This is a genomic window from Sphaerisporangium sp. NPDC051011, assembly GCF_040653595.1.
Classification (GTDB): Bacteria; Actinomycetota; Actinomycetes; order Streptosporangiales; family Streptosporangiaceae; genus Sphaerisporangium.
The window spans coordinates 145,803-171,407 of sequence record NZ_JBFAGG010000017.1 but is presented as its reverse complement, the minus strand read 5'-3'; the positions used below and the strand labels follow the sequence as shown (position 1 = coordinate 171,407).

3 protein-coding genes (1 of these 3 cut by a window edge) are annotated in these 25,605 nt (G+C 73.7%); all 3 read left to right on the top strand.

The features are described 5' to 3' along the window. Tightly spaced (each overlapping or abutting the next), the 3 genes in view from AB0H21_RS32925 to AB0H21_RS32915 form a layout consistent with a single transcriptional unit that may run on beyond the window. On the top strand, nt 1-4,523 hold the final stretch of the coding sequence (locus AB0H21_RS32925; protein ID WP_358524564.1) for an amino acid adenylation domain-containing protein. 8,077 nt of this gene lie to the left of the window's left edge; the window shows 4,523 of its 12,600 coding nt (coding positions 8,078-12,600); its start codon lies beyond the left edge, outside the window; its stop codon occupies nt 4,521-4,523. Continuing rightward, nucleotides 4,520-16,030: an amino acid adenylation domain-containing protein gene (locus AB0H21_RS32920; protein ID WP_358524562.1), complete on the top strand. Its 11,511-nt coding sequence runs from the start codon at nt 4,520-4,522 to the stop codon at nt 16,028-16,030. The genes AB0H21_RS32925 and AB0H21_RS32920 overlap by 4 nt, the downstream gene beginning before the upstream one ends. Further along, entirely contained in the window at nt 16,027-25,605 is a 9,579-nt protein-coding gene (locus tag AB0H21_RS32915; RefSeq protein ID WP_358524559.1) for an amino acid adenylation domain-containing protein, read from the top strand. Before AB0H21_RS32920 ends, AB0H21_RS32915 begins: the two co-directional genes overlap by 4 nt.

Here is a 25,605-nt window from a genome sequence, read left to right as displayed (position 1 = left end):
GCTCGACGGGAGCGCCCAAGGGCATCGGCGTCACTCACAGGGACGTGCTGGCCCTCGCCCTGGACAGGGTCTGGGCGTCGGACGAGTCGTCGCGCGTCCTGCTGCACTCGCCGTACGCGTTCGACATCTCCACCTACGAGCTGTGGACGCCCCTGCTGACCGGCGGGCGGATCGTCGTCGCTCCGCCGGGCGAGATCAACGCACACGACCTGCGCCGCGTCATCGAGGACGAGGGGGTCACGTCCCTGCTGGTGGCCGCCGGGCTCTTCGGCGTGGTCGCCGACGTGCTGCCCGAGACGTTCGCGACGGTCAGGCGCGTGCTCACCGGCGGTGACGTCGTGTCGCCCGTCGCCGTGCGCCGCGTCCTCGACCACTGCCCCGGCACCGAGGTGACGGCGCTGTACGGGCCGACCGAGATCACCCTGACCTGCACGTCCCACCTCATGCGGGCGTCGCGCGAGGTGCCCGGCGGCGTGCCGATCGGGCGGCCCATGGACAACCGGTCCGCGTATGTGCTCGACGCCTTCCTCCAGCCCGTTCCGCCCGGCGTGCCCGGCGAGCTGTACATCGGCGGCGAGGGCGTGGCCCGCGGCTACGTGCGGCGTGCCGCGCTGACGTCGGAGCGGTTCGTCGCCGACCCGTTCGGACCGGCGGGCGCGCGCCTGTACCGGACCGGCGACGTCGTGCGCTGGAACGCCGACGGCGTGCTGGAGTTCATCGGGCGCACCGACGACCAGATCAAGATCCGCGGCTTCCGAGTCGAACCCGGTGAGGTCGAGGCACTGCTCGCCGAGCGCCCCGACGTCGTGCGCGGCACGGTCGCCGTACGCGCCGACCACCACGGCCACAAGCGGCTGGTCGCCTACATCGTGCCCGCCCCCGGCGAGAAGCCCGACCCCGGCGACGTGCTCGCCGGCCTGGCCAACCGGCTGCCGGACTACATGGTGCCCTCGGCCGTCGTGACGCTGGAGCGACTGCCGCTCACCCCCAACGGCAAGCTGGACCGCGCCGCGCTGCCCGCGCCCGGCTGGGAGGCCGGCGGGCGGGCGCCGGGCACGCCGCGCGAGGAGGCCATGTGCGCGCTGTTCGCCGAGGTGCTGGGCGTGGAGCGCGTCGGTGTGGACGACGACTTCTTCGACCTCGGCGGTCACTCGCTGCTGGCCATCCGGCTGACCGGCGAGATCCGCGAGACGATGGGCGTGGAGGTGTCGCTGCGCGGCCTGTTCGAGGCGTCGAGCGTCGCCCGGCTGCTGGAGCGGATGGACCACGGCGGCGAGACGCGGCTCGCGCTGGAGAGGCGGGAGCGGCCCGAGCGGATCCCCCTGTCGTACGCGCAGCGCCGGTTGTGGTTCCTCGACCGGATGGAGGGCCCGAGCGCCACGTACAACGTGTCCTGGACGCTGCGGATGCGCGGCCGGCTGGACCCCGAGGCGCTGCGGGGGGCGCTCGGCGACGTGGTCGCCCGGCACGAGGCGCTGCGGACCGTCTTCGAGGAGCTGGACGGCAACCCGTACCAGGTGATCCTGACCCCCGAGCGGGCCTTCTCCGCCTTCGAGGTGATCCGGGTGGACGTCGCCGGGCTCCAGGAGGCCATGAACCGGGCGTCGCGCCACGTGTTCGACCTCGCCGGGGAGATCCCGATGCGGGCGTTCGTGTTCACGACCGGGCCCGAGGAACACGTCCTGCTGCTGCTCATGCACCACATCGTCTGCGACCACTGGTCGCTGACCCCGCTGGCCCGCGACCTGGCCACGGCCTACCGGGCCCGCCGGTCCGGCGAAAGCCCCGAGGTCCACGAGCTGCCCGTTCAGTACGCCGACTACGCGCTGTGGCAGCGCGAGGTGCTCGGTGACCAGGGCGAGGACGGAAGCCGCCTGGTCGAGCAGCTCGCGTACTGGCGCGGCCGGCTCGCCGGGCTGCCCGAGCGGATCACGCTGCCCGCCGACCGCCCCCGTCCTCCGGTCGCTTCGTACCGCGGGGACGTGCTGACCTTCGGCTGGGACGCCGAGTTGCACGAAGGGCTGCTGAGGCTCGCCCGGGAGCACGGTGCCAGTCTGTACATGGTGGTACAGGCGGGTTTCGCGGCGCTGCTGTCGCGGCTCGGCGCGGGCACCGACGTGCCGGTGGGCGTGCCGATCGCGGGACGCGGCGACCACGCGCTGGACGACCTGGTGGGGTTCTTCGTCAACACGCTGGTGATCCGTACCGACACCTCGGGCGAGCCGTCGTTCGCCGAACTGGTGGAACGGGTGCGGGACGTGGCGCTGGAGGCGTACGCCAACCAGGACGTGCCGTTCGAGCACCTGGTCGAGGAGCTGAACCCGGCCCGGTCGATGGCCCACCACCCGCTGTTCCAGGTATCGCTGGCCGTGCAGAACGCGCCCGCCGAGGATCTCGGGATCGCCGAGCTGGAAACCGGGCCGGGCCCGGTGCCTCGGACGGGCATCTCCAGGTTCGACCTGTTCCTGAGCCTGACCGAGCGGCATGGCACGGCCGCAGGGTTGGACGGGGTCGTCGAGTTCAGCACCGACCTGTTCGACCGGCCCACGGTCGAGGTGCTGGTGGAGCGGTTGCGGCGGCTGCTGGCCGCCGCGGTGGCCGATCCGGGCCGCAGAGTGGGGGCGCTGGAGATTCTCGACGCGGCGGAGCGGGATGTTCTGCTGGTGGAGCGTAATGCCACGGCGGCGCCGGTGGAGGCGGTGACGGTGCCGGATCTGGTGGCGGCCGAGGTGGCGCGTAGGCCGGAAGCGCCGGCGGTGGTGGCCGCCGACGGTGAGTTGACCTTCGCGGAGCTGCATGAGCGGGTGAACCGTCTGGCCCGCGTCCTGATCGCGCGGGGCGCCGGGCCCGAGCGGGTGGTGGCCGTGGCCGTGCCCCGGTCGATCGACATGATTGTCGCACTGCTGGCCGTCATGACCACCGGCGCGGCCTATCTGCCGATGGATCCTGAGCACCCGGCGGAGCGGCTCGGGTACATGCTGGCCGACGCGGGGTCGGTGTCCGTGGTGACGGTCGGGTCGGTGGCCGGGCGGCTGCCCGCCGAGTGGGCCGGCCGCCTGCTGGTCCTGGACGACGCCGAGGTGCGCGCGGAGATCGCGAAGGCCCCGTCCGCGACCGTCACTGATGCTGATCGTCTCTGTGTGTTGCGTCCTGAGCATCCGTTCTATCTGGTGTACACCTCGGGTTCCACGGGTCGGCCGAAGGGTGTGCTGATCCTGGGGCAGGCCGTGGTGAGTGTGGTGCGCTGGCATGTCGCGGCGTATGCGGGGGGTGTGGGGCGCCGGGTGGGTCAGTTCGCGTCGCTGGGGTTCGACGTGGTTGCTCAGGAGGTGCTGTCCACGTTGCTGGGTGGGCGGACGTTGGTGGTGCCGGATGAGCGGACCCGGCGTGACCCTGTCTTGCTGGCCCGGTGGATGGTGGCTCACGGGGTCGGTGAGTTGTTCGCGCCGAGTCTGGCCGTGAATGGACTGTATGAAGCGGCGGCGGGTCTTGGTGTGGATCTGCCGCTGGTCGAGGTGTTCCAGGCGGGTGAGGCGCTGGTCGCGGGTGCGGCGCTGCGTGCGGGGCTCGGCCGGCGGGGGCGGCGGTTGTCCAACCAGTACGGGCCGACCGAGACGCAGTTGGTGACGGCGTTCCCGTTGGGCGAGGACGGGTCTGTGTGGCCGTCGCCGGTGCCGATCGGCGGGCCGATCGACAACGTCGGGGTGTATGTGCTGGACGCCGGACTCGGGCTGGTGCCGGACGGCGCGACCGGCGAGCTGTACGTGGCCGGGGCCGGGTTGGCGCGCGGGTATGTGCGCCGGCCGGGGTTGACCGCTGAGCGGTTCGTCGCCGACCCGTTCGGTCCGCCGGGGTCGCGGATGTACCGGACCGGGGACGTGGTCCGGTGGAACGCCGGGGGCCTGCTGGAGTTCCTGGGCCGGGTGGACGACCAGGTGAAGGTGCGCGGGTTCCGGGTGGAGCCGGGTGAGGTCGCCGCGGTGGTGTCGGCGCATCCGGGTGTGGCGCAAGGTGTGGTGGTTCCCTGGCAGGCCCCCGACGGGGACACGCGGCTGGTGGCGTACGTGGTGCCGGCGGGTGAGGTCGACGGGCGGCAGGTGCGGGCGTTCGTGCGGGAGCGTCTGCCGGAGTTCATGGTGCCCGCCGCCGTGGTCGTGGTGGATCGGTTGCCGTTGACGTTGAACGGCAAGCTGGACCGGGCCGCGCTGCCCGCGCCGAGCTGGGAGAGCGGCGGCGGGCGGGCGCCGCGTGATCCGCGCGAGGAGACCTTGTGCGAGCTGTTCGCCCAGGTCCTCGGGGTCGAGCGGGTGAGCATCGATGACAACTTCTTCGACCTGGGCGGCCACTCGCTGCTGGCGACCAAACTGGTCAGCCGCGTCCGCGCCCGCCTGAACGCCGAACTGGCCGTACGGACCATCTTCGAAGCCCCGACGGTCGCCGGAGTGGCGGACCGCCTGGGCGCCACGGGACGGGCACGGCCCGCGCTGGTCCGCCGGGCGCGCTCGGAAGGAGCCGCGAAATGACGATCCCCCTTTCCTTCGCCCAGCGCCGCCTGTGGTTCCTGCACCGCCTTGAGGGACCGGTCTACAACATGCCCTGGACGCTGCGGTTCTGTGGGCCGCTGGACGTCGAGGCGCTGCGGTCGGCGCTGGCGGACGTGGTGGAGCGGCACGAGGCGCTGCGCACGGTCTTTCCCGAGCGGGACGGCGAGCCGTACCAGCACATCCTGGAGCCGGACGAGGCCAAGCCGGCCCTGGAGGTCGTCGAGGCGACCGAGGAGGAACTGCCCGCGCTGCTGGAGCGCGCCGCCCGGCACCGGTTCGACCTCGGCGGCGAGCCGCTGGTCCGGGCGCACCTGTTCGCGCTCGGCCCGCGCGAGCACGTGCTGATGCTGCTCATGCACCACATCGTCTGCGACGGCTGGTCGTTCGCTCCGCTGTCCCGCGACCTGATGGCGGCGTACGAGGCGCGCGGCCGGGGCGAGGCGCCCGGGTTCGCCGAGCTGCCCGTCCAGTACGTGGACTACACGCTGTGGCAGCAGGAGCTGCTGGGCGACCCGGACGACCCGGAAAGCGTGATCGCCCAGCAGACCGCGTACTGGCGTGACCGGCTGGCGGGCGCGCCCGAGCAGATCCGGCTGCCCGCCGACCGCCCTCGGCCCGCGGTCGCGTCCTATCGGGGCGGACTGGTGACCGCCCAGTGGGACGGGGAGCTGCACGAGGGGCTGACCGCGCTGGCGCGGGAGTCCGGGACCAGCCTCTTCATGGTCCTGCAGGCCGGTGTGGCGGCGCTGCTGACCAGGATGGGCGCCGGGACGGACGTGCCGATCGGCGCGCCGATCGCCGGGCGCACCGACGAGGCGCTGGACGACGTGGTGGGGTTCTTCGTCAACACGCTGGTGATCCGCACCGACACCTCGGGCGAGCCGTCGTTCGCCGAGTTGCTCGGCCGGGTGCGGGACGCGGCGCTGGAGGCGTACGCCAACCAGGACGTGCCGTTCGAGCACCTGGTGGAGGTGCTCAAGCCCGCCAGATCGGCGGCCCACCACCCGCTGTTCCAGGTGCTGCTGGTAGAGCAGAGCTCGCCGGACGACACGCTGCGGCTGAAGGACCTGGAGCTGTCCCCGATCGTGGTGCCGACCGGCACCGCTCGCTTCGACCTGATGTTCAGCATCACGCACAGCGCGGATCCGGGCCGGCCGGGCCTGACCGTCGGGGCCGAGTTCGCCACCGACCTGTTCGACCGGCCCACGGTCGAGGTGCTGGTGGAGCGGTTGCGGCGGTTGCTGGCCGCCGCGGTGGCCGATCCGGGCCGTCGGGTGGGGGCGCTGGAGATTCTCGATCCGGCGGAGCGGGACACGCTGCTGGTCCGGCGCAATGCCACGGCGGTGGCGGTGGAGCGGGCGACGGTGCCGGACCTGCTGGCCGTCGCGGCGGCGCGCGCGCCCGAGGCGACGGCGGTGGTGGCGGCGGACGGTGAGCTGACCTTCGCTGAGTTGCAGGGGCGGGTGAACCGTCTGGCCCGGGTGCTGATCGGGCGTGGCGCGGGTCCGGAGCGGGTGGTCGCCATCGTGGTGCCCCGGTCCATGGACATGATCGTGGCGTTGCTGGCGGCGATGACGACCGGGGCGGCGTATCTGCCGATGGATCCCGAGCATCCGGCCGAGCGGCTCGGGTACATGCTGGCGGACGCGGACCCGGTGGTCGTGGTGACGACCGGGCAGGTGGCCGGTCGGCTCCCCACCGGGCGGTCCGAGCGGCTGCTGATCCTGGACGACCCCGGGGTGGCGGCGGAAATCGATCGGGCGTCGCCCGCGGTCGTCACCGATGCTGATCGCATCTGTGTGTTGCGTCCTGAGCATCCGTTCTATTTGGTGTACACCTCGGGTTCCACGGGTCGGCCGAAGGGTGTGCTGATCCTGGGGCAGGCCGTGGTGAGCGTGGTGGGCTGGCATGTCGCGGCGTATGCGGGCGGTGTGGGGCGCCGGGTGGGTCAGTTCGCGTCGCTGGGGTTCGACGTGGTGGCTCAGGAGGTGCTGTCCACGTTGCTGGGTGGGCGGACGTTGGTGGTGCCGGATGAGCGGACCCGGCGTGACCCCGTCTTGCTGGCCCGGTGGATGGTGGCCCATGAGGTCGCGGAGTTGTTCGCGCCGAGTCTGGCCGTGAACGGACTGTATGAAGCGGCGGCCGGTCTTGGTGTGGATCTGCCGCTGGTCGAGGTGTTCCAGGCTGGTGAGGCGCTGATTCCGGGCCAGGCGGTGCGCGCGGGGCTGGCTCGCCGGGGGCGGCGGTTGTCCAACCAGTACGGGCCGACCGAGACGCAACTGGTCACGGCGTACCCGCTGGGAGATCGGGCTGAGGTGTGGCCGTCGCCGGTGCCGATCGGCGGGCCGATCGACAACGTCCGGGTGTACGTGCTCGACGGTGGTCTTGGGCTGGTTCCGCCCGGTGCGGCGGGGGAGTTGTACGTGGCGGGGATCGGGTTGGCGCGCGGGTATGTGCGCCGGTCCGGGCTGACGGCTGAGCGGTTCGTCGCCGACCCGTTCGGTCCGCCGGGGTCGCGGATGTACCGGACCGGGGACGTGGTCCGGTGGAACGCCGGGGGCCTGCTGGAGTTCGTCGGCCGCGCCGATGACCAGGTGAAGATCCGCGGGTTCCGGGTGGAGCCGGGTGAGGTCGCTGCCGTGGTGTCGGCGCATGCGGGTGTGGCGCAGAGCGTCGTGGTGCCTTGGCAGGGGCCTGGTGCGGATACGCGGCTGGTGGCGTACGTGGTGCCGGTGGGTGAGGTGGACGGGCAGGAGGTGCGGGCGTTCGTCCGCGATCGGTTGCCGGAGTTCATGGTGCCCGCCGCCGTGGTGGTGGTGGATCGGTTGCCGTTGACGTTGAACGGCAAGCTGGACCGGGCCGCGCTGCCGTCGCCGACCTGGGAGAGCGGTGGTGGGCGAGCACCGCGTAACCCACGCGAGGAGGCGCTGTGCGAGTTGTTCGCTCAGGTCCTCGGGGTCGAGCGGGTGAGCATCGATGACAACTTCTTCGACCTGGGCGGCCACTCGCTGCTCGCCACCAAGCTCGTCAGCCGCGTCCGGACCCGCCTGGGCGCCGAGCTGCCGGTGCGGAGCCTGTTCGAGGCGCCGACCGTCGCCGAGTTGGCGGCCCGGCTCGACGGCGGCCTGGACGGCGAGGTGCAGCTCGCGCTGGTGCGCCGGGAGCGGCCGGAGCGGGTGCCGTTGTCGTTCGCGCAGTGGCGGTTGTGGTTCCTGCACCGGCTGGAGGGGCCGGGTGCGACGTACAACATGCCGTGGGCGTTGCGGTTGCGTGGTGAGCTGGACGTCGAGGCGTTGCGGGCGGCGCTGGAGGACGTGGTGGCCCGGCACGAGTCCCTGCGGACCGTGTTCGCCGAGCACGACGGCATCGCCTACCAGTGCGTCCTGGACGACGCCCGGCCCGTGCTCGAAATCGGCGAGCTGACCGAGCCGGAGCTGCGCGGCGCGCTGGACGGCGCGGCGCGCTACGCGTTCGACCTGGCCGAGGAGATCCCGCTGCGGGGATGGCTGTGGCGGCCGGCCCCGGACGAGCACGTGCTCCTGATCGTCTTCCACCACATCGTCACCGACGCCTGGTCGTTCGCTCCGCTGTCCCGCGATCTGATGACCGCGTACGAGGCGCGCAGGCGGGGCGAGGCGCCCGGGTTCGCCGAGCTGCCCGTCCAGTACGCCGACTACGCGCTGTGGCAGCGTGAGCTGCTCGGCGACGAGCACGAGCCAGGCAGCCGGTTCGCCCGCCAGCTCGCCTACTGGCGCGAACAGCTCGCCGGGCTGCCCGACGAGGTGACCCTCGCCGCGGACCGCCCCCGTCCCGCCCGGGTATCGCACGAGGGCGCGGTGCTGGTGTTCGGCTTCGACGCCGAGCTGAAAAGGGGGCTGACCACACTGGCGCAGGCCCACGGGGCCAGCGTCTTCATGGTGTTACAGGCGGGCCTGGCCGCGCTGCTGTCCCGCCTCGGCGCCGGTACGGACATCCCCCTCGGCACACCCATCGCCGGCCGCACCGACGAGGCGCTGGACGCCTTGGTCGGGTTCTTCGTCAACACGCTGGTGATCCGCACCGACGTCTCGGGGGAGCCGACGTTCGCCGAGCTGGTCGGCCGGGTAAAGGAGACGGCGCTCGCCGCCTACGCCCACCAGGACGTGCCGTTCGAGTACCTGGTCGAGGTGCTCAACCCCGACCGGTCCATGTCCCGCAGCCCGCTGTTCCAGATCTCGCTGGGCTTCCAGAACGAGCCGCTGGACCCGTTCACGGTGGACGGCGTGACGTCCGTGCCGGAGGAGGGGTTCACCGGGACGTCCCGGTTCGACCTGGCCGTCCACGTGCAGGGGATGTCCGGCGACGACGAGGGGTACTTCGGGTTCGTCGAGTACGACACCGGCATCTACGACCGCGACACCGTCCAGCGGTTCGTGGACCGATACCGCCGCCTGCTGTCCGCCGTGGCCGCAGACCCGGATCTGGCGATCCACCGTGTCGAACTGCTGGACGACGACGAACGGCGGGCCGTCCTGCCGCTCCGCCCGTCCGCCGCCGACCTGGCCGCCTTGCCGGGGGACCTCGGCGGGGGGCACCGCGGCGCGTACGTCCTGGACGACCGGCTGCGGCCGGTGCCGCCCGGGACGCCCGGCGAGCTGTACCTCGTCGCGGAGGGGCCAGAGGACGGCCTGGTCGCCGACCCCTTCGGGACCCCTGGTGCGCGCATGTGGCCCACCGGCCTGCGTGTCCGCTGGGACGGCGCGGCGCGGCGGCTCGCCGAGGTCCTGGCCGCGCCCGCCCCCGCCGAGCCCGGCGATGCCCCGGCGGGCCGGGAGGACGGCTCCCTGACGCCCACCGAGGAAGCCCTGTGCGTGATCTTCACCGAGGTCCTCGGCCTGGACGCGATCGACCCGGAGGACAACTTCTTCGAACTGGGCTTCCACTCGTTGCTCGCCACCCAGGTGGTCAGCCGTGTCCGCGTTCGCCTGGGCGTCGAGTTGGGCGTGCGCACCCTGTTCGAGGCGCCGACCGTCGCCGACCTGGCCGAGTGTCTGGACGAGGACGGGGCCGGCGAGGCGCAGCTCGCGCTGGAACGGCGGGAGCGGCCCGAGCGGATCCCGTTGTCGTTCGCGCAGCGCCGGCTGTGGTTCCTGAACCGCCTGGAGGGCCCGAACGCCACCTACAACGTGCCCTGGTCGCTGCGGCTGCGCGGCTCGCTCGACGTGGACGCGCTGCGCGCCGCGCTCGCCGATGTGGTCGAGCGGCACGAGTCCCTGCGGACGCTCTTCCCCGAGCATGAGGGCACCCCCTACCAGCGGATCCTGCGCGACGTGCGCCCCGAGCTGCCGATCGAGGACGTGGCGGAGGCGGACATCCAGGCGGTACTGGACGAGGCGGCGCGCGGGACGTTCGACCTGTCCCGGGAGATCCCCGTGCGGGCGCGCATGTGGCGGGTGGCGTCCGGTGATCACGTGTTGATGGTCATGCTGCACCACATCGTCAGCGACGCCTGGTCGTTCGCGCCGCTGTCCCGGGACCTGATGACGGCGTACGAGGCGCGCCGGTCCGGGACGGCCCCCGGCTGGGCGGAGCTGCCGGTCCAGTACGCCGACTACGCGCTGTGGCAGCGGGAGGTGCTCGGCGACCAGGGCGAGGAGGACAGCCGGTTCGCCCGGCAGCTCGCCTACTGGCAGGGGCAGCTCGCCGGACTGCCGGAACAGATCGCGCTCCCGGCGGATCGTCCCCGGCCCCCGGTCGCGTCGCACGAGGGCGACGTGCTCACCTTCGAGTGGGACGCCGGCCTGCACGCGGGCCTGCTGGAGCTGGCCCGGCGGTGCGGCGCGAGCCTCTTCATGGTGCTGCAGGCCGGCTTCGCGGCGCTGCTGTCCCGGCTCGGCGCGGACACGGATGTGCCGGTGGGCGTGCCGATCGCCGGGCGGACCGACCGGGCGCTGGACGACGTGGTGGGGTTCTTCGTCAACACGCTGGTGATCCGCACCGACACCTCGGGGGAGCCGACGTTCGCCGAGCTGGTCGGCCGGGTCAAGGAGACGGCGCTCGCCGCCTACGCCCACCAGGACGTACCGTTCGAGCAGCTCGTCGAGGTCCTGAACCCGGCCAGGTCGATGGCCCACCACCCGCTGTTCCAGGTGTCGATGGCGCTGCAGAACACCCCCGAGGGCGACCTCGGCGTGCCTGGCCTGGAGGTGACCCTCGCCGACGTCCCGCGCACCGGCACCTCGCGGTTCGACATGTTCCTCAGCCTCACCGAGCGCCGCGGCGCCGCGGCCGGGCTCGACGGGCTGGTGGAGTTCAGTACCGAGCTGTTCGACCGGTCCTCGGTCGTCACGCTGGTGGAGCGGCTGCGGCGCCTGCTCGCCGCCGCCGTCGCCGATCCGCACCGGCGCCTCGGAACGATGGACGTGCTGGACGCCGCCGAGCGGGAGGAACTGCTCGTCCGGCGCAACGCCACCGCGATGGCGGTTCCCCCGGTGACCGTGCCGCACATGGTGTCCGCGGCCGTGGCCAGGACCCCGGGCGCCACCGCCGTCATCGGTGACGGCGTCGAGCTGACCTTCGCCGAGCTGGACGAGCGGGCCAACCGGCTGGCGCGGGTGCTGATCGGGCGCGGCGCCGGCCCGGACCGGGTGGTGGCGATCGCGATGCCCCGGTCGGCGGAGATGGTGGTGGCCATGCTGGCCGCGGTGACCGCCGGGGCCGCGTACCTGCCCATGGACCCCGGCCACCCTGCCGAGCGCGTCGACTACACGCTGGAGGACGCCGACCCGGTGGCCGTGGTGACGACGAGCGAGGTGGCGGACCGGTTTCCGGCACGCTGGGCGGGGCGGCTGCTCGTCCTGGACGACCCGCGAACGGTCGCGGAGATCGGGAAAGCCTCGCCGGAGACGGTCGCCGACGCCGAGCGGACGTGCGCGCTGCGGCCGGAGCACCCGGCGTACCTGGTGTACACCTCCGGCTCCACCGGCCGCCCCAAGGGCGTGCTCATGCCGGCCGCCGGGCTGGTGAACCTGCTGACCTGGCACCGCGCGAGCCTGCCCGGCGGCGTGGGGACCCGTACCGCGCAGTTCACCGCCGTCACCTTCGACTTCTCCGTCCAGGAGATCTTCTCGGCTCTGGTCACGGGCAAGTGCCTGGTCGTCCCGTCCGACGAACTGCGCAAGGACGCCGGGGCGCTGGTCCGCTGGATGGACCGGCACGGCGTGAACGAGATCTTCGGCCCGACCCTCACCATCGAGGCGCTGTTCGAGACGGCCCGCGAGATGGGCAGCGACCTGGCCTCGCTCACCGACGTGTTCCAGGGCGGCCAGGCGTTCACGATCAGCGAGCACTTCCGCGCGTTCTACGGCCGCGGGCCCGGCGGTCGCCGCGCGCACAACATCTACGGACCGGCGGAGACCCACATGGTCACCGCCCTCTCGGTGGACGGTGATCCGCGGGACTGGCCGGGTGAGATCTCCATCGGCGGGCCGATCGGCAACACCCGGGCGTACGTGCTGGACGCCGGACTCGGGCTGGTGCCGGACGGCGCGCCCGGTGAGCTGTACGTGGCCGGGGCCGGGTTGGCGCGCGGGTATGTGCGCCGGCCTGGGCTGACCGCTGAGCGGTTCGTCGCCGACCCGTTCGGTCCGCCGGGGTCGCGGATGTACCGGACCGGGGACGTGGTCCGGTGGAACGCGCGGGGAACCCTCGAATATCTCGGGCGTGCCGATGACCAGGTGAAGGTACGCGGGTTCCGGGTGGAGCCGGGTGAGGTCGCTGCGGTGGTGTCGGCGCATCCGGGTGTGGCGCAGGGCGTTGTGGTGCCTTGGCAGGGGCCTGGTGCGGATACGCGGCTGGTGGCGTATGTGGTGCCGGTGGGTGAGGTGGACGGGCAGGAGGTGCGGGCGTATGTCCGCGATCGGTTGCCGGAGTTCATGGTGCCCGCTGCGGTGGTGGTGGTGGATCGGTTGCCGTTGACGTTGAACGGCAAGCTGGATCGGGCGGCGTTGCCGGCGCCGAGCTGGGAGAGCGGTGGTGGGCGGGCGCCCCGTGATCCGCGCGAGGAGGCGCTGTGCGAGCTGTTCGCCCAGGTCCTCGGGGTCGAGCGGGTGAGCATCGACGACAACTTCTTCGACCTGGGCGGCCACTCGCTGCTGGCGACCCGGCTCGCGGGTGAGATCCGCGACAAGCTGAACGCCGAGATCCCCATCAGGCACCTGTTCGAGGCGCCGACGGTGGCGGAACTGGCCGCGCGGATCGGCTCCGGCCCGCAGGCGGGTGAGGCGCGGCTAGCGCTGGTGCGCCGGGAGCGGCCGGAGCGGGTGCCGTTGTCGTTCGCGCAGTGGCGGTTGTGGTTCCTGCACCGGCTGGAGGGGCCGGGTGCGACGTACAACATGCCGTGGGCGTTGCGGTTGCGTGGTGAGCTGGACGTCGAGGCGTTGCGGGCGGCGCTGGAGGACGTGGTGGCCCGGCACGAGTCCCTGCGGACCGTGTTCGCCGAGCACGAGGGCGTCCCGTACCAGAAGGTGCTGCCCATCGGCGGGTACGGCCCCGTGCTGGAGCCCGGGGTGCGAGAGCTGTCCGAGGCCGGGGTGCCCGCCGCGCTGGACGAGGCCGCGCGGCACGCGTTCGACCTGAGCCGGGAGATCCCGCTGCGGGGCGGGCTCTGGCGGCTGGCACCGGACGATCATGTCCTCACCGTCGTGTTCCACCACATCGTCACCGACGCCTGGTCCTTCGCCCCGCTGTCCCGCGACCTGGTCACCGCGTACGAGGCTCGCCGGTCCGGGACGGCGCCCGGCTGGGCGGATCTGCCGGTCCAGTACGCCGACTACGCGCTGTGGCAGTGCGAGCTGCTCGGCGACGAGCACGAGCCCGGCAGCCGGTTCGCCCGCCAGCTCGCCTACTGGCGCGAGCACCTCGCCGGGCTGCCCGAGCGGCTGCGGCTCCCCACCGACCGGCCCCGTCCGCCGGTGGCGACCCACCGCGGCGACCTGGCGACCTTCCGATGGGACGCCGAGCTGCACGACGGCCTGCTGCGGCTGGCCCGCGAGTCCGGCGCCAGCCTGTTCATGGTGCTCCAGGCCGGGCTCGCCGCGCTGCTGACCCGGCTCGGCGCGGGCACCGACATCCCGATCGGTGCCCCGATCGCGGGCCGCGTCGACGACGCGCTGGACGACCTGGTCGGCTTCTTCGTGAACAACCTCGTCATCCGCACCGACACCTCGGGCGAGCCGTCGTTCGCCGAGCTGGTCGGCCGGGTCAAGGAGACGGCGCTCGCCGCCTACGCCCACCAGGACGTGCCGTTCGAGCAGCTCGTCGAGGTGCTCAACCCGCTCAGGTCGATGGCCGGGCACCCGCTGTTCCAGGTGTCGATGGCCTTGCAGAACACCCCCGAGGGCGACCTCGGCGTGCCCGGCCTGACCGTGACCTCCGCGGGCGTCCCTCGCACCGGGACCGCCAAGATGGACGCCTTCCTCAGCCTGATCGAGCTGCGCGACGAGCGGGGCGGGCCGGACGGTCTGGACATCGCCGTCGAGTACAGCACCGACCTGTTCGACCCCGCGACCATCGCCACGCTGGTGGAGCGGTGGGCGCGGCTGCTGCGGGCGGCCGCCGCCGACCCGGCGCGGCGGATCGGCGCACTCGACCTGCTCACCGAGGCCGAGCGCGACGAACTGCTGCACGCGCGCAACGCCACCGCGGTCCCGCGTCCGGACCGCGGCCTGGTCGAGCTGTTCGAGGCGCAGGCCGCGCGGACGCCCGGCGCGACGGCGATCAGCTCCCACGAGGGATCCGTGACCTACGCCGAGCTCAACGCCCGCGCCAACCGGCTCGCCCGCGTGCTCGCCGGCCACGGCGCCGGCCCCGAGCGGGTGGTCGCGCTGCTGCTGCCGCGCTCGGCCGACCTGGTCGCGGGCGTGCTCGGAGTCCTGAAGGCGGGCGGCGCCTGCCTGACCGTGGACCCCGCCACCCCCGCCGCCCGCCTGGAGCAGATGCTGGACGACGCCCAGCCGGTGCTCGTCCTCACCGACGAGAAGGGCGACGCGGCGTTGCGGCGGGACGGCCCGCCGAGGCTCGTCGTGGACCGGCCCGGCACCGTGGACGCCCTGGCCGCGACCCGGGACCACGACCTCGCCGACCGGGAGCGCGGCGGGCCCGTCCACCCCGGCCTGCCCGCCTACGTGATCTTCACCTCGGGGTCGTCCGGCCGGCCGAAGGGCGTGGCCGTCACGCACGCCGGGCTGGTGAACGTCGCGCTCGACCAGATCGGCCGGTTCGGCGTCGGCGCGGACGCCCGCGTGCTGCAGTTCGCCGCCACCGGCTTCGACATGGCGGTCGGCGACCTGGTGATGGCGCTGCTCAGCGGTGCCCGGCTCGTGCTTCCCCCGGAGGAGCGCGCGGCGGGCGCGGACCTCGCCGACCTGATCGACGAGAGCGGCGTGACCCACATGGTCGTCCCGCCCGCCGTGCTCGCGTCACTGCCCACCCGCGACCACCCGGCGCTGCGCAACGTCGTCGCCGCCGGGGAGGCGTGCCCGCCCGAGATCATCGAGCGGTTCACCGCCCGGTCGGTGATGTTCAACGCGTACGGGCCCACCGAGACCACGGTGTGCGCCACCACCAGCGAGCCTCTCGTCCCGGGGGGTGCGGCGCCGATCGGCCGGGCCATCGCCAACACCCGGGTGTACGTGCTCGACGCCGGGCTGGCACCGGTGCCGGACGGCGCCCCCGGCGAGCTGTACGTGGCCGGCGCGGGCGTGGCGCGCGGGTACGTCCGCAGGGCCGGGCTCACCGCCGAGCGGTTCGTCCCCGATCCCTTCGGCCCGGCCGGCTCGCGCATGTACCGCACCGGGGACGTGGTGCGGTGGGACAAGGCCGGGCGGCTCGAATACCTCGGCCGTGGGGACGACCAGGTCAAGGTGCGCGGGTTCCGCGTGGAGCCCGGCGAGATCGCCGCCACCCTGGCCGCCCACCCGGCGGTCGGCCAGGCGGTGGTGACGCCGTGGCGTTCCCCCGGCGGGGACACCCGGCTCGTCGCCTACGTGGTCGCCGAGCAGGAGATCCACGACGACGGGCGGTCGCTGCGCGGGTTCGTCCGCGAGCGGCTGCCCGAGTACATGGTGCCCGCGGCCGTCGTGGTCGTGGACCGGCTGCCGCTGACGCCGAACGGCAAGCTGGACCGCGCCGCGCTGCCCGCCCCCGCATGGGAGGGCGGCCGCGGGCGCGGCCCGCGCGACGCCCGCGAGGAGGTGCTGTGCCGTCTGTTCGCCCAGGTCCTCGGGGTCGAGCGGGTCGGCGTCGACGACGACTTCTTCGACCTCGGCGGCCACTCACTGCTCGCCACCCGCCTGGTCAGCGAGATCCGCGAGGAACTCGGCGCCGAGATCCCCATCAGGCACCTGTTCGAGGCGCCCACCGTCGCCGAACTGGCCGGGCGGCTGGACGCCCCGGCCGAGATCAGACCGGCGCTGGTCCGCAGGCCCCGACCCCAAGGAGCGGCATGATCCCCCTGTCCTTCGCCCAGCGACGGCTGTGGTTCCTGCACCGGCTCGAAGGTCCGAGCGCGACCTACAACGTGCCGTGGGCGCTGCGGTTCCGCGGGCCTTTGGACGTCGAGGCGCTGCGGTGGGCGCTGGCGGACGTGGTGGAGCGGCACGAGGCGCTGCGCACGGTGTTTCCCGAGCGGGACGGCGAGCCGTACCAGCACATCCTGGAGCCGGACGAGGCCAAGCCGATGCTGGAGGTCGTCGAGGCGACCGAGGAGGAACTGCCCGCGCTGCTGGAGCGCGCCGCCCGGCACCGGTTCGACCTCGGCGGCGAGCCGCTTGTCCGGGCGCACGTGTTCGCGCTCGGTCCGCGCGAGTACGTGCTGATGCTGCTCATGCACCACATCGTCTGCGACGGCTGGTCGGCGGCGCCGCTCTCGCGCGACCTCATGGCGTCCTACGAGGCCAGGCGCGCGGGGAAGGCCGCGGACCTGCCAGAGCTGCCGGTCCAGTACGTGGACTACACCCTGTGGCAGCGCGAACTGCTGGGCGACCCGGACGACCCGAACAGTGTGATCGCCCGGCAGACCGCCTACTGGCGCGACCGGCTGGCCGGGCTGCCCGAGCAGATCCAGCTCCCCGCCGACCGCCCCCGCCCGCCGGTCGCCTCGACCCGCGGCGACGTCGTCACCTTCGCCTGGGACGCCGGCCTGCACCAGGGCCTGCTCAGGGTCACCCGCGAGACCGGCACCAGCCTGTACATGGTGCTGCAGGCCGCGCTGGCCACCCTGCTGACCCGGCTCGGCGCGGGAACCGACATCCCGATCGGCGCCCCGATCGCGGGCCGCACCGACCGGGCGCTGAACGAGCTGGTCGGGTTCTTCGTCAACTCGATGGTCATGCGGGTGGACACCTCCGGTGATCCGAGCTTCCGCGATCTGCTGAAGCAGGTGCGCGAGACGGCTCTCGCCGCGTACGCCAACCAGGACGTGCCGTTCGAGCACCTGGTGGAGGTGCTGAACCCCGCCAGGTCGGCGGCCTACCAGCCGCTGTTCCAGGTCATCCTGGCCTTGCAGAACGCGCCCGCCGGGGTCGTCGCCACCGGTGGCCTCGAGATCACCCCCGAGTGGGTCACCACCGGGACCGCCCGGATGGACCTGTACTGGAACGTCACCGAGAACCCTCTCGACACCGCCGATGGCGGGCTGCTCGGGTTCGTCGAATACGACACCGACCTGTTCGACCGGGACACCGTCGCCGGGCTGGTGACCCGGATGGAACGTGTGCTGCGTGCGGTGGCCACCGATCCGGGCGTCCCGCTGGGCCGCATCGACCTGCTGGACGGCGCCGAGCGCGCCGCGCTTGCCGAGGCGGGGCGCGGCGCGCCGCTGGACTTCGCCGGCGCGCCCGGGCTGGGGGAGCTGTTCGCCGCGCAGGTCGCCAGGACCCCGGACGCGGTGGCGGTGTCCTCGGAGTCGGTGTCCTCGGAGGCGGAGTCGCTGACCTACGCCGAGCTGGACGCGCGGGCGGACGCGCTCGCCGGCCGGCTGCGCGCGGCAGGGGTGGGCCCGGAGGCGGCGGTGTTGCTGCCGATGGAGCGGTCGGCCGAACTGGTCGTGGCGATCCTCGGCGTGATCAAGGCCGGGGGCGCGTACGTCCCGGTCGATCCAAGATTCCCGGCGTCCCGGGTGCGGGCCATCGCGGCCGAGACCGAGGCCCGGGTCGCCGTCGCCCACCCCGCCCTGGAGTCCCGGGTCCCCGCGGGACTGCGGGTGATCCACGTGGACGGCGGCCCCGCCGGTGCCACCGGCGCGGCCGGTGTCCCGGCGACCGGGGCGAACCTCGCGTACGTCATGTACACCTCGGGCTCTACCGGCACGCCGAAGGGCGTCGCGGTCACCCACTACGACGTGGCGGCTCTCGCGCTCGGCTCCACCCGCCGCGTGGGTGCCGGCGGGCGGGTGCTGCTGCACTCGCCGACGGCGTTCGACGCCTCGACGTTCGAGTTGTGGGCGCCCCTGCTGTCCGGCGGTGAGGTGGTGGTCGCGCCGCCCGGCGAGCTCGACGTGTCCGTGCTGGCGAAGCAGATCGCCGGGCGCGGGGTGACCGGCCTGTGGGTCACCGCCGGGCTGTTCTCCGTGCTCGCCGACGAGTTCCCCGGCTGCTTCGCCCGCGTCCGCGAGGTGTGGACCGGCGGGGACGTGGTGTCGCCGCGCGCCACCCGCCGGGTGCTGGCCGCCTGCCCGGGCCTGCGGGTCGTCAACGGGTACGGCCCGACGGAGGCGACGACGTTCTCGCTGGTCAACCCCGTGGACGAGCTGCCGGCCGACGCGACGTCGTTCCCGGTCGGCCGCCCGTTGGACGGGATGCGGGTACACGTGCTGGACCGGTTCCTCCAGCCCGTTCCCGTGGGCGTGACCGGGGAGCTGTACGTCGCCGGAGCCGGGGTGGCCCGCGGGTACGTGGGCCGGGGCGCGCCGACCGCCGAGAGGTTCGTGGCCGAGCCGGGCGGCCCGCCCGGGGCGCGCATGTACCGGACCGGCGACCTGGTCCGCTGGATCGCCGGCGGCGTGCTGGAGTTCGCCGGCAGGGCCGACGCCCAGGTGAAGATCCGCGGCTTCCGGGTCGAGCCCGGCGAGGTCGAGGCCGTGCTGTCCTCCCACCGCGACGTGGAACAGGCGCTCGTCGTCGCCCGTGAGGACACCCCCGGCGACAAGCGCCTGGTCGCCTACGTCGTCCCGGCCGAGATCCCGCAGGACGGCGCGGCGGGTGAGCAGGTCGAGGAATGGCGGCAGATCTTCGACACCGCCTACACCACCGCGGCGCCCGTGGCGTTCGGCGAGAACTTCGCCGGGTGGAACAGCAGCTACGACGGCTCCCCGATCCCGCTGGAGGAGATGGCCCTGTGGCGGGACGCCGTGGTCGAGCGGGTCGCCGAGCTGCGTCCCCGCCGCGTCCTGGAGATCGGAGCCGGCACCGGGCTGCTGTTGTCCCGGCTGGCCCCGCCCGCCGAGGAGTACTGGGCGACGGACCTGTCGGAGGAGGTCGTCCGGGCGCTCGCCGCCGAGGTCGGCGCACGGCCCGAACTGGCGGGCAAGGTCGTGCTGCGGGCGGGCGCCGCCGACGACTTCACCGGCATCCCCGAGGGCCACTTCGACGCGGTGGTGCTGAACAGCGTCGTGCAGTACTTCCCGGGCGCCGATTACCTGATCGGCGTGCTCGCCGGTGCGATGCGCGCCCTGGCCCCCGGCGGTGCGGTGTTCGTCGGCGACGTGCGCGACCGAAGGCTGTCGCGCGCCTTCCGCGCAGCGGTCGAGCTGACCCGCGCGGACGAGACCGCCGACGCCGCCCGGGTCCGCACGGCGGTGGACCAGGCGGTCGCGCTGGAGAAGGAGCTCGTCGCCGACCCGGCGTTCTTCCCCGCGCTGCGGCAGGTGATCCCGGACCTGGCCGGGGTGGACGTGCGGCTCAAGCGCGGCGCCTACCACAACGAGCTGACCCGGCACCGGTACGAGGTCGTGCTCTACAAGACCGGCCGCGAGCTGCTGGACGTCTCCACGGCGCCCCGGCTGGTCTTCGGCGCCGACGTCGCCGGCCTGGCCGACCTGGCCGACCTGGAGGCCCGCCTGCGCGACCAGGCCGAGGACGTCGTGCGGGTGACCGGCCTCCCGAACGCCCGCGTGACGCACGAGGCCGCCGCGGCGGCCGCCCTGGACGCGGGTCTGCCTCTGGCCGAGGTCCTGGCCAGCCTGCGCGCCCCGGCCGGGGTGGACCCGGAGGACTGCCACGGGCTGGGCGAGCGGCTCGGCTACCGCGTCGCCACCACCTGGTCGGAGACGGCCCCGGAGCTGTTCGACGCGGTGTTCGTCAAGGCGTCCGGCGCGGCCGGGGACCTGCCGCCGGTCGGCACGGCAAGCGGCGCCGGCCGCGACCCGCGCGCCTGCGTCAACGACCCTCTGGCCGTCCGCGACCGGGGTTCACTGGCCCGCGAGCTGCGCGCGTACGCCGAGAGCCGGCTGCCCGAGTACATGATCCCGGCCGCCGTCGTCGTGCTGGACGGGCTGCCGCTCACCGCCAATGGCAAGGTCGACCGGGCCGCGCTGCCCGCGCCGCGCTGGGACGGCGCCGGCGGACGGGGCCCGCGGTCCCCGCGCGAGCAGATTCTGTGCGACCTGTTCGCCGAGGTCCTGGGCGTGGCGAACGTCGGCGTCGACGACGACTTCTTCGACCTCGGCGGCCACTCCCTGCTGGCGACCCGCCTGGCGTCCCGGGCCAGGCGCCTGCTCGGGGTGGAGGTCGCGATCCGGGCGCTGTTCGAGGCGCCGACCGTCGCGCAGCTGGCCCAGCGGCTCGACGTCTCCGAGCGGCCGCCACTGGTGGCCCGTCCGAGGCCCGAGCGGGTGCCGCTGTCGTTCGCGCAGCGCCGGCTGTGGTTCCTGCATCGGCTGGAGGGGCCGAGCGCCACCTACAACATGCCGTGGGTGATTCGCATGCGCGGTCACCTGGACGTCGGCGCCCTGCGCGGCGCGCTGGCCGACGTGGTCGCCCGGCACGAGTCGCTGCGCACGGTGTTCCCCGACGTGGACGGTGAGCCGTACCAGCACGTCCTGGACCCCGCCGACGCGGTGCCCGAGCTGGAGACGACCGCGGTGGCCGGGCCGTCGGCGCTGCGGGAGGTGGTGGACGAGGCCGCCCGGTACGGGTTCGACCTGCGCCGGGAGATCCCCGTCAAGGCCCGGCTGTTCGCGCTCGGCGACGACGACCACGCGCTGCTGCTGCTGTTCCACCACATCACCGGGGACGGCTGGTCGTTCGCGCCGCTGGCCCGCGACCTGATGGCCTGTTACGAGGCCCGCCGCCAAGGTGAGGAGGCGCGGCTGCCGGACCTGCCGGTGCAGTACGCCGACTACACGTTGTGGCAGCACGAGCTGCTCGGCGACGGCGACGACGCCGGCAGCGTCCTCGGCCGTCAGCTCGACTACTGGAAGCGCCATCTGGCCGACCTGCCACCGGAGATCCGGCTGCCCGCCGACCGTCCCCGCCCCGTGGAGGTCACCCACCGGGGCGAGGTGCTGGCCTTCGAGCTCGACGCCGAGCTGCACCGGGGCCTGGCCCGGCTGGCCCACGAGGCCGGCGCCAGCCTGTTCATGGTGCTCCAGGCGGGGCTGGCGGGGCTGCTCACCCGGCTCGGCGCCGGCAGCGACATCCCCATCGGCAGCGGCATCGCCGGGCGCACGGACGCGGCGCTGGACGAGCTGGTCGGCTTCTTCGTCAACACGCTGGTGCTGCGCGCCGACACCTCGGGCAACCCGGCCTTCCGCGCGCTGCTGGACCGGGTCAAGGAGACCGCGCTCGCCGCGTACGCCCACCAGGACGTGCCGTTCGAGCTGCTGGTCGAGGTGCTCAACCCGGACCGCTCGATGTCGCGCAGCCCGCTGTACCAGGTGTCGCTGGTGTTGCAGAACACCCCCGAGGTGCGGTTCCACCTGGCCGGGCTGGATCTGGAGTACGTGCAGGCGGCCATCGGCACCGCCCGCGACGACATCTTCATCAGCCTGAGCGAGCGGCGCGACCAGGACGGCGAGCCCGCCGGGTTCTACGGGTTCGCCGAGTACAACACCGACATCTTCGATCGGGGCACGATCGAGGGGATCGTCGAGCGCTACCGCCGGTTCCTGGCCGGCGTCGTCGCCGCCCCGGACACCACGATCGAACAGGTCGGCCTGCTCGAGCCGGACGAGCGGCGGGAGCTGCTCGCCCTCGGCGCCGGGCCGCGCACCGGGCTCCCGGACGCGACCGTTGCCGAGCTGTTCGAGGACTGGGCGGCCCGCACGCCCGACGCGGTCGCCTTGCGGGACGGCGCCACCGAACTGACGTACGCCGAGCTGAACGCCCGGGCGAACCGCCTGGCCCACCACCTGATCGCCTCCGGGGCCGGCCCCGAGCGGGTCGTGGCACTCGCGGTGCCCCGGTCGGCGGACTACGTGGTGAGCGCCCTGGCGGTGCTCAAGGCGGGCGGGGTGTGCCTGCCGCTGGACTCCGGGACGCCGGTCGGCCGGGTCGCGGGCATGTTCGACGACGTCGCGCCGGTGTTCGTGCTGCGGCACGTCGAGCTCGGCGCCGAGGTGCCGGCCGCGCCGGCGCTGCCGTACTTCTACCTGGACGACCCGTTCGGCCACCGCACCCTTAGCCGGTACCCGGACACCAACCCCGAGGGCAGGGGCGTGCTGCCGGGCAACACGGCGTGCATCATCTACACCTCCGGCTCCACCGGCCGCCCGAAGGGCGTGGCCCTGTCCCACCGGTCGCTGGTCAACGTGGGACTGGACCAGACCGCGCGGTTCGGCGCCGGTCCGGGCGGCTCGGTGCTCCAGGTCGTCTCCACCTCGTTCGACATGGCGGTGGGCGACCTGCTGCTGAGCCTGCTCGGCGGGGGGACGCTGGTGCTGCCCGAGTCCCGGGGTCAGGTCCTCGGCGACGAACTGGCGGCGGTGCTCACCGAAGCCCGGGTCACCCACATGATCGCGCCCCCGGCCGTGCTGAACACCCTGCCCGCTCGGGAGCTACCCGACCTGGCGTGCGTGGTCACGGCGGGCGAGGCGTGCGCCCCCGAGCTGGTGGCCCGCCTGGCCGCAGGACGCAGGGTGTTCAACGCCTACGGCCCCACCGAGACGACCATCGTGGCCACCACCAGCCGCCCCATCGACGGCGCCACCGCACCCATCGGCGTGCCCATCGGGGGGGCCGTGCGCAACGTGGACGTGCGGGTACTCGATGGCGGGCTCAACCCGGTGCCGCGGGGCGTCGCCGGCGAGCTGTACGTCGCCGGGTGCGGCGTCGCCCGCGGGTACGTCCGCCGGCCAGGGCTGACCGCCGCGCGATTCGTCGCCGACCCCTTCGCCGGGGACGGCTCGCGCATGTACCGCACCGGCGACCTGGTCCGCTGGAACGCCGGCGGAGACCTCGAATACCTCGGCCGGGCCGACGACCAGGTCAAGCTGCGGGGCTTCCGCATCGAGCCGGGCGAGATCGAGTCGGTGCTCACCCGGCACGAGGGCGTGGCCGCCGCGGCGGTGCTGGTCCGCGAGGACCGGCCGGGCGACCAGCGGCTGGTCGCGTACGTCGTGCCCGAGGTCGAGGGCGGCGCGGCGCTGGAGGGGCTGGCGGACGAGCAGGTCGGCGAGTGGCGGGAGATCTTCGACGCGGGATACGCCGCCGAGACCGAGGCGGGCTTCGGCGAGGACTTCTCGGGCTGGAACAGCAGCTACGACGAGGGCGCCGCGCTGCCGCCGGACCAGATGCGCGACTGGCGCGCCGCCGCCGTGGACCGCGTCCGCGAGCTGGCCCCCGCCAGGGTCATCGAGCTGGGCGTCGGCTCCGGCCTGCTGCTGTCGCGGCTCGCCCCGCACTCCGAGACCTACTGGGGCACCGACTTCTCCGCCGAGGTGATCGCGCGGCTCGGTGGCGAGGTCGCGGCCCGTCCCGAGCTGGCCGGGCGGGTGCGGCTGCGGGCCCAGCCCGCGGACGACCTGACCGGGCTGCCCGCCGAGCACTTCGACGTCGTGGTGCTCAACTCCGTCGTGCAGTACTTCCCGAGCGGTGAGTACCTGCTCACGGTGCTGCGCCAGGCGTTCGGGCTGCTGCGGCCCGGCGGCGCGGTGTTCATCGGCGACGTGCGCAACCGCCGCTCGCAGCGGGAGCTGATGTCGGCCGTGCGGATCGGCCGGGCGCGCGGCGACGGCGACCCGGCGGTGGTGCGCCGGGCGGTCGAGCACGCGCTCCTGCTGGAGAAGGAGCTCCTGGTGGACCCCGACTTCTTCACCGCGCTGCGCGGCGAGCTGCCCGGCCTGGCCGGAGTGGACGTGCGGCTCAAGCGGGGCGCGTACCAGAACGAACTGACCCGGCACCGCTACGAGGTGGTCCTGCACAAGGAGCCTCGCGAGCCCCTCGACCTGGCCGGCGCCGAGCGCGTGACGTACGGACGCGACGTCGCCGACCTGCCCGAGCTCGCCGCCCTGCTCGCCGGGCGCGCCGAACCGCTGCGCGTGACGGGCCTGTTGAACGCGCGGGTGGCGCCGGAGGCCGCGGCGGCGAGGGCACTGGACGAGGGACTGCCCTTGGCGGAGGTGCGGGCCGCGCTGGAGCGGCCCGAGGGCGTCGACCCCGAGGACCTGCACGCGCTGGGGGAGCGGATCGGTCACCGCGTCGCGATCTCCTGGAGCGCCGAGTCGGTGGACGGCATGGAGGCGGTGTTCCTGCCGCGCGAGCCCGGCCGGGCCCGGCCGCTGACCGGCCTGTACCGGGGCGGCGACCACGGCGGGCCGCTGCGGCACACCAACAGCCCGGCGGGCACTCGGGAGAACAGCGTGCTGCTCGGCAGGCTGCGCGCGTACCTGGAGGAGCGGCTGCCCGAGTACATGGTGCCCTCGGCGGTGGTCCCCCTCCAGGAACTGCCGCTCACGCCGCGCGGCAAGCTCGACCGCAGGGCGCTTCCCGCTCCCGAGATCACCTCGGCGGCGGGGCGCGGGCCGAGGACGCTCGACGAGGAGGTTCTGTGCGACCTGTTCGCCGAGGTGCTCGGCGTCGAGCGGGTCGGCGTGGACGACGACTTCTTCAGCCTGGGCGGGCATTCGCTGCTGGCCGCCCGGCTGGTCGGCCGCATCCGGGCGACCCTCGGTGGCGACCTGGCCATCCGCACACTGTTCGAGGCGCCGACGGTGGCGGGCCTGGCCGAGCGGCTCGGCTCGGGCAAGGTGGAGTCCTCGCTGGAGGTGCTCCTGCCGCTGCGTCCGCGTGGCGACAGGCCCCCGCTGTTCTGCGTCCACGCCGGGTGGGGCATCAGCTGGTCGTACTCGGGGCTGATCCGCCACCTCGGCGCCGAGCGCCCGATCTACGGCCTGCAGGCGCGCGGCCTGGCCCGTCCCGAGCCACTCCCGGGCAGCATCGAGGAGATGGCGGCGGACTACCTGGACCAGGTGCGCCGGGTGCGGCCCGAGGGCCCGTACCACCTGCTCGGCTGGTCGTCCGGCGGGCCGGTCGCCTTCGAGATGGCCGTCCAACTCCAGGCCCAAGGCCAGGACGTCGGCCTACTGTCGATCATGGACGCCTACCCGCCGACCGCGCTGCCCGGCCTTGAGGAGGGGCTCAAGAGCGAGGCGGGTGACCTGCTTCGCCGCGCGTTCAGCAAGGAAGGCATGCTCATGGCGCTCGTCGAGGCCATGGGCTTCGGCCAGCGGCACCTGATGGACGGCCCGCTGGACTTCTCCCGCGTCGCCGCGCTGTTCCGCTCCGAGGGAAGCGCCCTGGCCGGCCTCACCGAGGACGACGTGGTCGCGATGGTCGAGGTGTACGCCAACATCAGCGCTATCACCGACCGGTACGTCCCCGGCAGGTACCACGGTGACCTGCTGTTCTTCATGGCGACCCAGGACCGCGTCGACGGTACGCCCCTGCCCGGTTCGTGGGGGCCGTTCGTCGACGGCGCGATCGACGTGCACGACGTCGAGTGCGCTCACCACCGGATGACCTGGCCCGAGCACCTCGGCGAGATCGGCCGCGTCCTGCGCGACAGGCTCGCGGGCCCCCGAACCTGA